At 64.4% G+C, this 14,785-nt stretch carries 13 protein-coding genes; 8 read left to right on the top strand and 5 right to left on the bottom strand.

The genetic code is table 11. From position 1 onward, the window contains the following. From QOD90_RS01970 to QOD90_RS01990, 5 genes are all read left to right on the top strand, one after another. Positions 1-1,583, top strand: a 1,583-nt coding sequence (locus QOD90_RS01970) for an ATP-binding protein (protein WP_526346144.1), incomplete at its 5' end; no start/stop codon positions are given. Then, entirely contained in the window at positions 1,580-2,338 is a 759-nt protein-coding gene (locus QOD90_RS01975) for an enoyl-CoA hydratase/isomerase family protein (RefSeq protein ID WP_526346146.1), read from the top strand. The genes QOD90_RS01970 and QOD90_RS01975, both read left to right, overlap by 4 nt. After that, entirely contained in the window at positions 2,338-3,138 is an 801-nt protein-coding gene (locus tag QOD90_RS01980; RefSeq protein WP_526346148.1) for a TIGR03084 family metal-binding protein, read from the top strand. Before QOD90_RS01975 ends, QOD90_RS01980 begins: the two co-directional genes overlap by 1 nt. 68 nt (positions 3,139-3,206) lie before the next feature. Next, complete coding sequence (locus QOD90_RS01985) at positions 3,207-4,928, top strand: acyclic terpene utilization AtuA family protein (RefSeq protein WP_526346167.1); 1,722 nt, start codon at positions 3,207-3,209, stop codon at positions 4,926-4,928. Then, positions 4,915-6,051: an acyl-CoA dehydrogenase family protein gene (locus QOD90_RS01990; RefSeq protein ID WP_526346150.1), complete on the top strand. Its 1,137-nt coding sequence runs from the start codon at positions 4,915-4,917 to the stop codon at positions 6,049-6,051. Before QOD90_RS01985 ends, QOD90_RS01990 begins: the two co-directional genes overlap by 14 nt. 26 nt (positions 6,052-6,077) lie before the next feature. Here the strand turns inward: QOD90_RS01990 and QOD90_RS01995 are convergent, their stop codons facing one another. Then, the gene (locus QOD90_RS01995; protein ID WP_526346152.1) at positions 6,078-6,734 is read right to left on the bottom strand and encodes a TetR/AcrR family transcriptional regulator; all 657 of its coding nucleotides are present in this window, start codon (positions 6,732-6,734) and stop codon (positions 6,078-6,080) included. Between the two features lie 414 nt (positions 6,735-7,148). Here QOD90_RS01995 and QOD90_RS02000 point away from each other — a divergent pair, with 414 nt between their 5' ends. Further along, positions 7,149-8,309: an acyl-CoA dehydrogenase family protein gene (locus QOD90_RS02000; protein ID WP_526346154.1), complete on the top strand. Its 1,161-nt coding sequence runs from the start codon at positions 7,149-7,151 to the stop codon at positions 8,307-8,309. A 167-nt stretch (positions 8,310-8,476) separates the two neighbouring features. Here the strand turns inward: QOD90_RS02000 and QOD90_RS02005 are convergent, their stop codons facing one another. Further along, the gene (locus QOD90_RS02005) at positions 8,477-9,319 is read right to left on the bottom strand and encodes an MlaE family ABC transporter permease (RefSeq protein WP_526346156.1); all 843 of its coding nucleotides are present in this window, start codon (positions 9,317-9,319) and stop codon (positions 8,477-8,479) included. A gap of 10 nt (positions 9,320-9,329) precedes the next feature. Continuing rightward, positions 9,330-10,142 carry an MlaE family ABC transporter permease gene (locus QOD90_RS02010; RefSeq protein WP_526346158.1) on the bottom strand — a complete coding sequence of 271 codons (813 nt, stop codon included), beginning with the start codon at positions 10,140-10,142 and terminating at the stop codon, positions 9,330-9,332. A 723-nt stretch (positions 10,143-10,865) separates the two neighbouring features. Between QOD90_RS02010 and QOD90_RS02015 the strand changes: the two genes are divergently transcribed. Further along, positions 10,866-11,714: a mycofactocin-coupled SDR family oxidoreductase gene (locus QOD90_RS02015; RefSeq protein WP_526346159.1), complete on the top strand. Its 849-nt coding sequence runs from the start codon at positions 10,866-10,868 to the stop codon at positions 11,712-11,714. Positions 11,715-11,761: 47 nt separating this feature from the next. Here the strand turns inward: QOD90_RS02015 and QOD90_RS02020 are convergent, their stop codons facing one another. Together QOD90_RS02020 and QOD90_RS02025 are read right to left on the bottom strand one after the other, a co-directional pair. Beyond that, complete coding sequence (locus QOD90_RS02020) at positions 11,762-12,640, bottom strand: SDR family NAD(P)-dependent oxidoreductase (RefSeq protein WP_526346161.1); 879 nt, start codon at positions 12,638-12,640, stop codon at positions 11,762-11,764. Positions 12,641-12,647: 7 nt separating this feature from the next. Then, positions 12,648-14,117 (bottom strand): aldehyde dehydrogenase family protein, encoded by a 1,470-nt coding sequence (locus QOD90_RS02025; protein ID WP_526346163.1) that lies wholly within the window; start codon positions 14,115-14,117, stop codon positions 12,648-12,650. Between the two features lie 289 nt (positions 14,118-14,406). On the opposite strand from QOD90_RS02025, the gene QOD90_RS02030 reads away from it, so the two are divergent. Further along, positions 14,407-14,785: hypothetical protein (locus QOD90_RS02030; protein ID WP_526346165.1), on the top strand; the 379-nt coding region annotated here is incomplete at its 3' end.

Genomic DNA, 14,785 nt, shown 5'->3' on the forward strand with positions numbered 1-14,785 from the left:
CGGTCGAGCCCGGCGAGGACGAGGACCCGGCGCAGCTGCGTGCCGCAGCGGCATCGATTGGGTTCCCTGTCCTGGTCAAGGCTGCCTTCGGCGGCGGCGGGCGGGGCATGCGGATCGTGCGTAGCGAGGGCGAACTGCTCGAGGCAATCGCCAGCGCGGGGCGTGAGGCCACCTCCGCATTCGGGGACGGCACCGTGTTCTTGGAGAAGTTCGTCGAAGCACCCCGGCACATCGAAGTGCAGATCTTCGGCGACCGGTTCGGCACCGTGGTGCACCTGGGCGAGCGTGAATGCTCCATCCAGCGTCGCTATCAGAAGATCATCGAGGAGGCGCCGTCGACCGCAGTCAATGCAGCGCTGCGCGAAGAGCTGGGCCGAGCAGCCGTCGCTGCCGGAGAGGCGCTGGGCTACGAGGGTGCAGGCACCGTTGAATTCGTGATGGCCCAGGACGGCTCGTTCTATTTCCTGGAGGTCAACACCCGACTACAAGTCGAGCATCCGGTGACGGAACTCGTCACGGGTATCGATCTGGTTCGGGCCCAGCTTCTGGTCGCCGCCGGTGAACCACTACCACCGGAGATGCTGGACAGTTCGCCGAAGGGCCATGCGATCGAAGTGCGCTTGTACGCCGAAGACGTTGCAGCCGGCTTCATCCCGGTTGCGGGCACGTTGATCACGTTGGCGTTTCCCGAGTTCGACAACGTCCGAGTGGACGCCGGATTCACGTCGGGTTCGCGAATCAGCACGTTCTACGATCCGATGTTGGCAAAAGTCATCGGCTACGGAGCAACTCGCGACGAGGCGTGCAGTCGGGTTGCCCGCACCTTGCGAGAGACCGTGGTGCACGGCGTCGCCACCAACCGCGATCTGCTCGTCGGCATTCTTCGTGAGCCCGAGTTCCGTTCGGGTGCCATCGATACCGGATACCTGGAGCGCCATCTGCCAGCGGAGTTGATGGCCGGTGCCGATGGTGTCGGCCTGACCCGCACCCACGCGCTGGTTGCCGCGGTGGCCGCCCAAGCGTGTCGGCGCGCGGAGGCCACGGTGCTGCCGAAGCTGCCGTCGGGCTGGCGCACCCTGCCCAGCCAGGACCAAACGGTGACGTTCACCGTCGGTGGGGACGCCGTCGAGGTCAACTACCGGTTCGACCGCGGAAGGCTGACCGCAGCCGTCGACGAGTGGTGCCCCGAGGTCCGAGTGCTCAGCGCATCGGTCACACTGGTGGACGCCGAGATCGACGACGTCCGACGCCGCTATCAGGTGACGCGCTGCGGTGCAACGCATTACGTGGACAGCTCTCTTGGGTCGTCGACGCTGACCGAGGTAGAGCGCTTCCCCGACCCGAGCGCCACCCGGGAAGCCGGGTCGCTGTTGGCGCCCATGCCGGGATCCGTGGTGCGCATCGAGGTGAACGAGGGTACTGAGGTGTCCGCGGGCACGCCGATCGTCGTCCTGGAAGCAATGAAGATGGAGCACACGGTGCGTGCGCCCGCCGACGGCGTGGTCGCGACGATCTTGGTCGCCGCGGGGGACCAGGTCGACGCGGGCCAAGTGCTCGCCGTCGTCGCGGGTGACGAACAGTGACCGTGACCTACGAGGTCCGCAACGGGGTCGCCTGGCTGACCATCAACCGGCCCGAGGCACGCAACAGCCTCAACAGGGCAGTGCGCGACGACCTGTTCGACGGTGTGCGCGCCTTCAACGGTGACGACGAGGCCAAGGTGCTCGTCCTGACCGGCGCGGGTGACAAGGCGTTCTGCGCGGGCGGGGACCTCAAGGAGATGTCCGCCGAGGGGCTCACCGTCCCGCCGGTCGACTTCGTCCCTCAGTTCGGCCGCAATATCACCGTCGACAAACCGACCATCGCCGCAGTGAACGGCGTGGCCTTCGCCGGTGGGTTCCTACTCGCCCAAACCTGCGATCTGTGCGTTGCCAGCACTACGGCGCAATTCGCGATCACCGAGGTCAAAGTCGGCCGCGGGTCACCTTGGGCCGCACCGCTTCCCCTGATGATCCCGCGGCGCATCGCCATGGAACTGGTCCTCACGGGCGCGCCGCTCTCGGCGGCCCGCGCGCACCAAATCGGGTTCGTGAACAGGCTGGCCGAACCAACCGAACTCGTCGCCGTGACACAGGCGCTCGCCGAGCAGATCGCCGGCAACGCTCCGCTGTCGGTGGCCGCCGGCAAGCAGACAGCGGTGCTCACCGCCGAGCATCCGCTCAGCGAGGCCTTCGAACGGGCCGAAGCCCTATGGGAGCCGGTCTATCTGAGCGCTGACGCCCAGGAAGGCATGCAGGCCTTCAAGGACAAGCGTCCCGCGCAATGGAGAGGAGTCTGATGCCAGTCGACATTGCCAAGCTGTTGTCGGATCTGAATACCGAGTCGGTGAATCTACGCGCAGTCCTGCGTCGACTGAGCGAGGCACAATGGGACCTACCCACACCCGCGGACGGCTGGGCGCTACGCGACCAGGTTTCGCATCTGGCGTACTTCGACGATGTTGCGGCGTTGGCCCTCACCGATCCCGATGCCTTCGACCAGACCGCGAAGAATCTGGTCGCCAAGGGACCGCACTTTCCCGACGTCGTGGCCGAAGAGCTGCGATCGATGGGGTGCGCTGAGCTACTCGACTGGTTCACCACGGCGCGCGCCGCGTTATTGATCATTTTCGAGGGGGACGATCCGAAGCGGCGAATACCGTGGTTCGGCCCCGACATGAGCGTGGCGTCCTCGGCGACCGCGCGACTGATGGAGACCTGGGCACACGGCCGCGACGTCTACGACGCCCTCGGTGTCGGTCATCCCGACAGTCCTGGCCTGCGCAGCGTCGCTCACCTGGGCATCACCACGTTCGGCTGGGCGTTCGGCGTCAACGAGCTCCCCGTGCCCGAGGAACCCTTGCGCGTGGAGTTGCTGTCCCCCCAGGGGGACGAACAGTGGGTGTGGGGACCGGCCGACGCCGTCAACCAGGTCAGCGGACCTGCCGAGGACTTCGTCCTGACCGTGACCCAGCGCCGGCGCTGGACCGATACGGCGTTGGTCGCGCACGGTCCGGTGGCCACGCGGTGGATGGACATTGCCCAAGCCTTTGCGGGCGCGCCAGGGCGGGGCGGCGATGCACAGGCGCCGGCGCCGTGACCGTGCAGCCACGGCGCCCGGTACGTATCGGCAACGCGTCGGCGTTCTACGGGGACCGGCTGGCATCCATGCGTGACCTCGTGGAGGGCGGAGATCTCGACGTGGTCACCGGCGACTACCTCGCCGAGCTGACCATGCTGATCCTGTGGAAGGCCAAGCGCAAGGATCCCGAGACAGGTTATGCCCGAACATTTCTCACTCAGTTCAAGGATGTGGTCGCAGCCTGCGCGGCGCGCGGCATCAAGGTCGTCGTCAACGCTGGTGGGCTGAATCCCGCTGGGATGGCCGCCCAGGTCCGTGCGATCGCGGACGCGGCGGGGGTGGACCTGCGAGTGGCCCACGTCGAGGGCGACGATCTGATGCCCCAGTTGGACGATCTGCGCGCGGCCGGAGCTGCCTTCACCCATCTCGATACCGGTAGGGCGCTCAGCGATGCTGGCGTACAACCGGTGTCGGCGAACGCCTACCTCGGCGGGTGGGGTATCGCCTCGGCGCTGTCGCGCGGCGCCGACGTGGTGATCACCGGACGCGTCACCGACGCGGCGCTGGTCGTCGGTGCCGGCGCGTGGTGGCACGGATGGGCACGCACCGACTACGACGCGCTCGCGGGTGCGGTCGCCGCCGGACACATCATCGAGTGCGGGCCCCAGGCCACCGGCGGCAACTACTCCCAACTCGCGGAGATCACCGACCGCCGCTACCCGGGCTCGCCGATCGCCGAACTCGCCCACGACGGCAGCTTCGTGATCACCAAACACGACGGCACCGGCGGCTTGGTGTCGCCGGGCACGGTCACCGCTCAACTGCTCTACGAGGTCGGCGCACCTGCATATGCGAACCCCGATGTCGTCGCGCACTTCGACACGCTGCGCGTCGTTCAAGACGGGCCGGACCGAGTCGCAGTCAGAGGTACGAAGGGCACCCCGCCCCCTCCCACGCTCAAGGTGTCCATGAACTACGTTGGCGGCTACCGCAACACGATGACCATGGTGCTCACAGGCCTGAACATCACAGAGAAAGCCGACTGGGCCGTCGACGAACTATTCGCGCTGCTCGGGGGCCAGGACGACTTCGACGACGTCGACATCCAGCTGCTGCGCTACGACAAACCCGATCCGAGAACGCTGGTCGACGCGACAGCGCACCTGCGGATAACGGTCAAGGACCGCGAGCGGGCGAAGGTCGACCGGGCGTTCTCCAACGCCGTGATAGAGCTGGCGGTTGCCGGCTATCCCGGTTTCCACACCGCTTCGCCGCCATCGTCGGCGAACGAGTTCGGTGTCTACTGGCCAACTCTCGTCCTCGCCGACGCCGTGACCCACGTCGTGGTGCACGCCGACGGTACCCGCGAAACCATCGCGCCCGGCTCTGAGGTGTCTGGGACGCTCGAACCGGGAGCCCACACACCGGATGTGCCGGTCGACGAAGCCGTCGACCTCGGTCCCACTACCCGCCGCGGCCTGGGGGCGGTGGTCGCGGCACGATCCGGAGACAAGGGCGGCAACGCCAACGTCGGCGTGTGGACCGACACCCCCGAGCGGTGGCGCTGGCTTCGTTCGCACCTGACCGTCGAACGGCTGGTGGAATTGATGCCCGAGGCCGTCGGGTTGCCGGTGTATCGCTACGAGTTCCCGAACCTCAAGGCGCTGAACTTCGTCATGGTCGGGTTTCTGGGCGAGGGGGTGTCCTCGTGCACGAAGACCGACCCCCAGGCCAAGGGACTCGGAGAGTATCTTCGCGCGTTGCGCACCGACATCCCAGACAGATTGGTGCCCAATGGACTTCACTGAACCGACCGAGCATCGCGACCTGCGCGCCGCGATCGGTTCCCTCACCGACAAGTACGGTGCCACCTATTTCGCCGATCGTGCCGCCGCTCACGAACCGACGAACGAACTGTGGCAGGACTTGGCGCGCCACGGTTTCATCGGCATCAACTTCCCCGAGGAGTACGGAGGTGGAGGAGCCGGGATGGCCGAGCTGGCGATCGTATGCGAAGAATCCGCTGCGCACGGCTGCCCGCTGTTGCTGCTCCTGGTTTCGAGCGCCATCTCCGGTGAGCTGCTGGCCCGCTACGGCACACCGGATCAGCGTCGGGACTGGCTGCCGCGAATGGCATCCGGCGAGACCAAGGTCGTGTTCGCGATCACCGAACCCGACGCCGGTTCCAACACCCGTCAGATGACCACCACCGCGGTGCGCGACGGCAGTGACTACCTGATCGACGGCACCAAGTACTACATCTCGGGAGTGGACGAAGCAGAGGCGCTGATCGTCGTCACGCGAACCGCGCCGGAGAAGTTGTCGCTGTTTCTAGTCCCCACCGACGCACCCGGCCTGGTCAAGCACCGGCTTCCGGTGGGGATCTCCGTCCCGGAGAAGCAATACACCCTGCACTTCGACGGCGTCCGCGTGCCCGCCGCCAGCCTGATCGGCACCGAGCACGACGGCTTCCGCCAGGTGTTCGACGGACTCAACCCCGAGCGCATCACCGGTGCGGCGGTGTGTGTGGGCATTGGCCGCCACGCCGTGATCAAGGGTGCTGACTATGCCCGTACCCGCTCGGTATGGGGGCCAGCAATCGGTACCCATCAAGCGATTTCGCATCCCTTGGCCAAGGCCAAGATCGAAGTCGACCTGGCCGCGATGATGACTGCCAAGGCGGCGTGGCTCTACGACAACGGTCATCCCGCGGCAGAGGCATCCAACATCGCCAAGTACGCCGCGGCGGAAGCCGCAGTCGCCGCAGTCGACCACACCATTCAAATTCACGGCGGCAACGGCCTGTCAGCGGAATACGGGTTGCTGCCGCAGTGGGGACTGGCCCGGCTGCTCAAGATCGCCCCCGTCAGCCGGGAAATGATCCTCAACTACGTGGCGCAGCGCAGCCTGTCCCTACCGCGGTCCTACTAGCGATGCGGGATATCAGTAGCCGCAGATCAGGCCTTCTCGAGACCGCCGGCGAGCGCGTCGATGAGCATCTCCACCCGCTCGAGGAAGTCCTTCTCCTCATCGACGACGACGGTCAGGGACGCGTCAGCCCGGAGTCGGTGAGAAAGAATCACGCTGCGCAACACCTCGACCGCCATACCGTTGCTCACCACGTGCGCGGGGTTGCGTATTCCGACTTGGACCAGCGCGTCACGGAGCCGCTCGGTCTCGGCCCGGACGGCCTCCTCGGTCGACGGAGTTCGGACCAGGTTGAGGTTGATCTCCAGCGATGCCAGGTATTCCCGTTGGCCGAAGAACTGGTACAGAAAGTCGTATGTCGACCAAAGCTGTTCGTGCGTCGTCTCCCCGGTGAACACGAAACTCTCGGAGTGATCGATGAGCTTCTTCACTTGATCTCGAAATGCGGCGAGCATCAGGCCTTCACGGGTGCCGAAATGGTACTGAATCACACCCCAGGTGAGCCCAGCCCACCGTGCGATCTCATTGGAACTGGCCCGGTAGTACCCCTTGGCGAGGATGCACGCGATCGCCGCATCGATGACCCGCTGGGGCGTGCCCTCGGTGCTGGAGTTCGACGCCGGTTCGGCGGAATTTCGCTTTCGTCGTCTGGTGACGGGCCTGCTGGCAACCGCATCTACATCCACGATGAATCCTCTGCGCGTCATGTGGTACCTGAGACACCTTAGTGCAAGGACGTCCCGTTTCAGCAGATGGTGGGCCGGGGTGCCTTCACAGGAGCGCGCCCGCCGTCGTCAAATCATCGCTCCATCGAGTCTTGCGCGAGGCAACGGAGGGCCGGACTTCGACGGCTCGGACCCGCCGTCGCGCACGCCAGACGTTGCACAGCGTAGCGACCACGGGCCTTTCGAACGGATCTGCCATCAGCGCACATAGCGTGTACTATAATTGATGTTTGACGTTGCGGCGCACCACTGAAACGCCTCCAAGCGCCACCAGCGGGTGCGGTAGGTGCCGCCTCACTAGCGAGGTCCCGGGCACGTAGGGATGCGCGGTGGTACCGGCAGCGCGGATGTGCCCCTCATGGAAGGAATTCGTGTGTGAAGAGATCCCTGTTCGATGCGGATCACGAGGCGTACCGTGACACGGTGCGTCAGTTCCTGGCGAAAGAGGTTGAGCCGCACTACGAGAAGTGGGAAGAGGCCACTCTCATCGACCGCGCCGTATGGCGCTCGGCCGGCAAAACGGGACTGCTGGGGCTCGGCATACCCGAGGAGTATGGCGGCTCGGGCGTCGATGACTACCGCTTTCGATACATCAATTGCGAGGAGGTCGCACGGAGCGCGACGACGTGTTTCGGCATAGGGATAAGCTTGCATGACGACGTCGCGATCCCGTACATCCAGGATCTGGGAACCGACGAGCAGAAGCAGAGATGGCTTCCCGGCATGGCGGCCGGCGATTTGATCGGGGCCGTCGCCATGACCGAACCCGGCACGGGCAGCAATCTGCAGGGCATCGCGACTACCGCAACCGTGGACGGCGATCACTTCGTGCTCAACGGCAGCAAGATCTTCATCACCAACGGTATTCACGCCGATGTCGTGATCGTGGTGGTTCGGTCCGGTACTGCCCCCGGTGCGAAGTCGCTCTCCTTGATCGTCGTCGAGGAGGGAACCCCAGGGTTCACCAAGGGCCGGAAGTTGAAGAAGGTGGGACTGGCAGCCCAAGATACAGCCGAACTCGTATTCCAAGACGCCCGCGTACCCCGGGAGAATCTTCTCGGAGTGGACGGTGAGGGTTTCAAGGAACTGATGGCGCACCTACCGCTGGAACGACTTTCGGTGGCGATCCAGGCAATGTCAGGAGCCCGCGCGGCATTCAACTGGACGACGAAGTACGTCTTCGAAAGGACGGCGTTCGGCAAACCGGTGGGGTCCTTCCAGAACTCCAGGTTCGTACTTGCAGAGATGGCAACCGAACTCGACGTCGCCGACGCCTACATCGATGCGGCCGTGCTCGCCTACAATCGGGGTGATCTGACAGCGGTGGATGCCGCGAAGGCGAAGTGGTGGGCCTCCGAACTGCACAAGAACGTCGTCGACCGGTGCGTGCAGTTGCACGGCGGATATGGATACATGATGGAATATCCCATCGCCCGCGCCTACGTCGATAATCGGGCTCAGACGATCTACGGTGGAACCACGGAGATCATGAAGGAGATCATCGGGCGGGACATCGAAAAGAACGCCTTGAGTTGATGTGGCGCTAGAACTCACCGTGGCGGCGCCGATCACTGCGATCAGATCGGGTTCGGCGCGTTCCCGCCCCAGCGCCGCACCAATGCGCAGGCCCGCTCATGACTTGGTCGCGGATCCGATACCAGTGTCGCCCTACGCGACGTTGGTGAATCGACTTGGGGCCCTCTCTAGCCCGACAAGTTGAAGTTGCCGTTAGCGCCGTAAACGGCAAGCGAAATGATCAGGGTCACCGAGACGACGACGATCAGCGAGGTCCGCACCGCATTGCCCACAGCGACGCCGACGCCGGAGGGTCCCCCCGTGGCGAAGTAGCCAAAGTAGGTGTGGATCAGCAGGATCGCCAGCGCCATGAGGATGGCTTGCAGGAACGACCACAGCAGATCGATGGGGTTGAGGAACGTGCTGAAGTAATGGTCGTACAGACCGCCGGACTGCCCCAACAGGACGACGGTCGTGAACTTGCTGGCGAGGAACGACAGGATCACCGCGATGGAGTACAGCGGGGTGATCGCAATCATCCCGGCGATGATGCGGCTGCTGACCAGGTACGAGATTGGCCGGATTGCCATCGATTCCAGCGCGTCTATCTCCTCGTTGATCCGCATGGCCCCGAGCTGCGCGGTCACGCCGGCACCGAACGTGGCGGCCAACCCGATTCCTGCCACCACGGGTGCGGAGATGCGCACGTTGATGAACGCCGCCAGGAATCCGGTCAGTGCTTCGATGCCGATGTTGCCCAGCGAGGTGTAGCCCTGCACCGCCAGCGTGCCGCCGGTGGCCAATGTAAGGAAGCCCACGATCACGACGGTGCCGCCGATCATCGCCAATGTGCCTGAGCCCATGCTGATCTCGGCGATGAGCCGGACGATCTCGTTCCGATACCGGATCGCGGCGTACGGCACACCAGCGATCGCTTTGCCGTAGAACGCGGTGTGATCGCCGATCCGCTTCAGCTGGCCGAGCGGTCTGTTTAGCTCTCGCGAAAGCCGCGGGTAGGTGCGCAATGCCATCGTCGTGCCCCTATCGCGCTGTCAGTCGGATGCCGATGGCGGTAACCACGACGTTTATGACGAACAGCGCCATGAACGCGTAGACGACCGTCTCGTTGACCGCGTTGCCGACGGCCTTGGCTCCGCCACCGGTGATGCTCAGTCCGCGATAGCAGGCCACCAAACCCGCGATCAGGCCAAACGACATTGCCTTCACCGATGAGATGATCAGCTCGGGAACTCCGGTCAGCAGGGTGATGCCCGCGGCGAACGCCCCAGGGTTGACGTCCTGGACGTACACGGAGAAGACGTAACCGCCCAGGATGCCGATGAGGCAGACCAGGCTGTTCAACAGCAGCGCCACTAGTCCCGATGCCAGCATCCGCGGCGTCACGAGTCGCTGAATCGGATTGATGCCCAGTACTTCCATCGCGTCGATCTCTTCGCGGATGGTGCGTGAACCCAGGTCCGCGCACATCGCGGTGGCGCCTGCGCCGGCGACGATTAGCACCGTCACCAGGGGACCGATCTGGGTGACTGCACCGAACGCCGCACCCGCACCACTCAGGTCGGCCGCCCCGAGCTCGCGCAGCAGGATGTTGAGGGTGAAGCTGACCAAGACCGTGAATGGGATGGCGACGAGCAAGGTCGGCGTCAGCGCGACGCGGGCCACGAACCAGGCCTGCTCCAGGAACTCCCGTGTCTGGAATGGCCGACGGAACAAGAACTTCACCGCATCGGCTGACACCGCGAAGAATCCGCCGATCGCATGCATTGCCCCCGATGCATTGCTCTTTGCCGCCGGAATGCGTGCCGTCCAGCGCGTCGCGAAGCTATTTGGCATGGCGGCACGGCAGGTCGGTATCGCTGGAGTTGACTAGACGGGCGACGGGTAGCGGGTTCACCCGCAGAGCGTCTGCCGCGCGCCTTGCTAGCGCTACGTAGTGGTTCATGATCGTCAAAGCGGTGGTCCGATGGTGTGGGGAGGGACGGCCTGACGGAGTGTGCACAGGCCGATGGATGAGGTCCTGCCCATCGAGCGCTGGATGCGGCGCACACAATATATTCTTCGGATTCGCCATCAGTGGACCCGTTGGATTGTCGGTCGTTCGTTTGATCGAGCGGCTATCTGGTGCCGCTGTCGGATGGGAAACCGGCCGCCCCGATGTTGGCCAGTGGCAGTGAAATGCCTACCGCGCACATGAATCCCTTGGTGGGAGATCGGGCCTCCACGGAGTTCGCGGCGCCTACCAGGGTGCGAGCCGTGCACGTCCGCCAACCTCATGTGAGCCACGACACTGGAACCTATAGTAGTTGCTATAATCTTGCAAGGGGGCGCACGCTCGAACGACCCGTGCTCGGTCGCACGGACTCTCTAGCCGCAGAAATATATATAAGATATTGTATGGCTCGGTTGATCGACCGTCGACGAGCTTGGAAACTTCCTCGTATTTCGCGGAACACCAGTGTCATTGCCGATTATCCGGAGATCCGGGTTTCAGCCGAGTGTTTCGCAGGTGTCTGTGTCATCTTCTGGCGCTGCCAGATCCGAGAGAGGACTTAGCTAGTGGGAAAGCTGCACAACAAGGTTGCCGTGGTGTCGGGTGCGGCGCGCGGCCAAGGTCGCTCGCACGCGGTGAATCTCGCAGCGGAGGGCGCGAGCGTCATCGCACTGGACATCTGCGCGGACCTCGAGGGCAACACCTACCCGCTCTCGCGACCCGAGGACCTCGACGAGACTGCTCGACTTGTCGAGAAGGAGGGGGTCAACGCTTACACGGTGATCGTCGACGTGCGCGAACGTGCGGCGGTGTGGAAGGCGATCGCCGACGGGGTCGCGGAGCTCGGGGGCCTCGACGTCGTGGTGGCCAACGCTGGCATCTGCCCGTTGGGTCACGGTCAGACGGTTCGATCCTGGTCGGACACCATCGACACCGACCTGGTCGGTGTCTTCAACGTGATCCAGGCCAGCCTTCCGCACATCAATGATGGCGGGTCGATCATTGCGACCGGGTCACTAGCTGCCCAGCTCGATAGCGCCAGCGACCAGGGCCCCGGCGGTGCCGCCTACAGCTTCGCCAAGAAGATCGTTGCGCACTACGTCAACGATCTGTCGATTCAATTGGCGGAACGCAAGATTCGAGTCAATGCGGTGCATCCGACCAACGTGAACACCGACATGCTGCACAACGACGGCATGTACGGGGTGTTCCGCCCGGATCTGGCCTCGCCCACGCGTGAGGACGCCGAGATCGCCTTCCCCGCGATGCAAGCGATCCCGGTTCCGTACATCGAGTCGCAGGACGTGTCCAATTCCGTGGTCTTCTTGGCCAGCGACGACTCCCGGTACATCACCGGCACGCAGTTGCGGGTCGACGCCGGCGGGTTCGTCAAGGCCAAGCCCTGGCAAGGATGACCGCACCACGGTCGTAACCCACCACGGCCGACGTCGGCGAGACGGTGCTAGGCGAGGCCCCAGACGTAGGGGTCAGGTGAGGTGCGATTGATGATCGCCTCGGCCCGTTTGCGGATGATCGCGTCCTGCCAATCGATGTCCGCCTCGAATCGACCAGCTGACAGGCGCTGGTCGGCGTCGTGGTCGTGATGGGCCCAGAAGTTCCCACTCCGCAGAGCCTCCAGCACCGTAACCGCGACTTCTTCCGGTTCGGCGAGTACTGCTGCTACACCATAGGATTCGAGACCCCGTTGGACCATGTCCATCAAGGCAGGATCGCCGCCGAGATTGGTCCTCGTCAGTGGCGGGAACACGGCGTGCACCCGGACTGCCGACTTCTGATCGCGCAACGTCGCATATAACCCCTCCATGAGGGTGAGGACCGCAGCTTTGCTGGACGAGTACGCTGGCGTCTGGTACATCACGCCGACGGCCCCCGAACCCGACGTGGTGCCCAAGACGTTGCCCGGGGTGCCCTGGGCGACCATTCTGGGTACGAAGGCCTTGATGCCGTTTAGTACACCGAAGAAGTTCACCCCGTAGGCCTGATGCCAGGCATCGATGTCGTCGTCGAAATAGCTTCCGGGATACCCGATGCCGGCATTGAGAAATGCGATGTCGACGTGTCCGTACTCGGCGAAGACCCGATCGGCCAGCGTGCGCGTCGCAGAAGGGTCCGATACGTCGGCAACGATTCCCGTCACGTCGAGGCCTTCGCCGCGCAACGAGGCCACGGTCGACTCAAGGGTCTCGGCGTTGACGTCCGAGAGCACCACCCGGCATCCCTGCTGCGCGAGAACGCGCCCCGTCGCTGCGCCGATGCCTCGCGCGCTTCCGCCGCCCGTGACGACGGCGACGTCACCGGTCAGATCCCTACCTGTAGTCATTCGATTCCTAGCCCGTGACTCGATCTGCTGACTTGTACACGTATCTGGTCTGCAGCTCGGCGTATGCATCGATGCCGGGTGTGCCACAGTTTCTGCCGATGCCCGAGAGCTTGGTGCCACCGAACGGCACATGTGGTGCGACTTCCGCGTGGTTGTTGACCCATGCCGTGCCGCACTCGAGTCGGGCCGCCAACTCGGCACCGGTTTCGACGTCGGCGGTCCAGATGGATCCGCAGAGCCCGTATTCGGTCGCGTTGGCGGCTCGGATCGCATCGTTGACGTCGTGGAAACTCATCACCGGAAGGACGGGTCCGAACTGTTCCTCGTCGACGACCTTCATGCCGTGTTCGACGTCGGTCAGGATCGTCGGAGGGATGAAGTAGCCCGTGGACGCCAGCGGCACCGTGCGAGTGGCAGTGTGTGCGCCTTGCGCTAGCGCGTCGTCCAACAGCATCCGGATCCGGTCGTACTGCGGACGGGTCGTCAGCGGCGCGAACGTGCCTCCTTCGGCTTCTGGCGCGGGGATGGCGGCATCGGCGCGCCGAACCAGAGCGTCGACCATGTCCTGGTAGATCGACTCGTGGACGTAGAGGCGTTTGATCGCCGCGCACACTTGACCGCTCATCAGGAACGCCGCGCTGAAGATGGACTCGGCGACGGTCTCCACGTCGACGTCGGGTAAGACGATCGCTGCGTCGTTGCCCCCGAGTTCGAGGACGAGGTTCTTCAAGGAGGACGCCGCAGACGCGGCGATCTTCTGGCCGGCGGTCACCGAGCCCGTGAATGAGATCATCCTGGTTGCGCGATGGGCGACCAGCTGGGCGCCGAGCTCATTGCCGCCGGCCAAGATGTTGAGCACACCGGGCGGAACGACGTCCTTCCAGATGTGCCCGAGTGCCAGAGTGGCCAGCGGTGTGAAGGGCGACGGTTTCGCGACGACCGTGTCGCCGACCAGTAGAGCTGTCGCGATCTTCTCGCACATGATCAGGATCGGCGCGTTCCACGGGCTGATCGCGGCGACAACGCCGACTGGTCGGCGCACGACGGTCACCGTGCGCTCGGGGGTGTCTTCGAGGACGTCGATGGGAATCGCGGTGGTCGCGAGGTGGGCCATGAACACCGGTGCGGCGTAGGCCTCCAACGCCGCACCGGTGGAGCCCTTCTCCATTGCCGAGATCGCGACGATCTCATCGAGGTGGGCCACCAACGCGTCGCTCATTTCGGCAATGACCTTTTGCCGGACTGCTTCACGAGCCGCGCCCCACTGCGGCTGGGCTCGCTCGGCCGCTGCCATCGCCTCGTCGAGCAAGCGCTCCGTGGCTTCTGGGCACTGAGCGATCACCTCGCCGGAGGATGGGCTGTCGATCGGAAAGGTCGCCTCGTTGCGCACGATGCGGCCGTCGATCAGGTGTCCCAGACTCGACGCGGCGTCGGTGATGTCCACGGTCGTCTCCTCGTTGAGGCGCGGTCGAGCCACGCGGTCATTTTGGCCGAACAGCCGACGGAAGGCGCGGTCATAGTCATCGCTATGTTGCCGCGTAGCCATCAGACCACAAAGTGTTGGCCTCATCAATGGTTTGCCCGTGCGGCTCAGGGTGGGCATGCGACGTCGAGGTGGTGAGTTCGATTGTGCACCAAACCCTCCGCGGCCGACTGCTGCGTCGCAGCGAGTTGGTGCACGGGGCCCGCCTGTACACATCCTTGTGCTTTTATAGCAACTACTATAACGTCGATTGGAGCCTCTACTTCGGACGTTGGAGAACACCATGACTCTCACAGAGGGCAAGTACCGCCTGATCTCGGCCGACGACCACGTCGACCTGTCTCACGAGCAGATCAAGGCGAACCTGGCCACCAAGTACCACGACGACTACGACGGCGCCGTGGGCGACTTCATTGAGTCGATGATGGGCCTGCTGTCGGCGGGGGCGAACAACTTGTGGCGCGAGCAGAACGGCGAGGATGTCGATGACGGCCAGCTGAGGGGTCTAGGCACCGGCAATCACGCCGCCAAGGGACGCCCTGGCCACACGGTGGCCAAGGAGCGACTGGCGGACATGGACTTTGACGGCATCGCGTCGTCGATCACTTATTGTGAGGTCAGCGCCTTCCGCTATCTGTTCATGCTCAAGGAGGGCTCCAAGG

The organism is Mycobacterium sp. (assembly GCF_032161845.1).
In the GTDB taxonomy this organism is placed as follows: Bacteria; Actinomycetota; Actinomycetes; order Mycobacteriales; family Mycobacteriaceae; genus Mycobacterium.

Coding starts and splice junctions, on each gene's coding strand:
- QOD90_RS02005 (WP_526346156.1), bottom strand. CDS start 9,319: ATGGCATTGCGCACCTACCCGCGGCTTTCGCGAGAGCTAAACAGACCG.
- QOD90_RS01985 (WP_526346167.1), top strand. CDS start 3,207: ATGCGTGACCTCGTGGAGGGCGGAGATCTCGACGTGGTCACCGGCGAC.
- QOD90_RS01990 (WP_526346150.1), top strand. CDS start 4,915: ATGGACTTCACTGAACCGACCGAGCATCGCGACCTGCGCGCCGCGATC.
- QOD90_RS02020 (WP_526346161.1), bottom strand. CDS start 12,640: ATGACTACAGGTAGGGATCTGACCGGTGACGTCGCCGTCGTCACGGGC.
- QOD90_RS02010 (WP_526346158.1), bottom strand. CDS start 10,142: ATGCCAAATAGCTTCGCGACGCGCTGGACGGCACGCATTCCGGCGGCA.
- QOD90_RS01980 (WP_526346148.1), top strand. CDS start 2,338: ATGCCAGTCGACATTGCCAAGCTGTTGTCGGATCTGAATACCGAGTCG.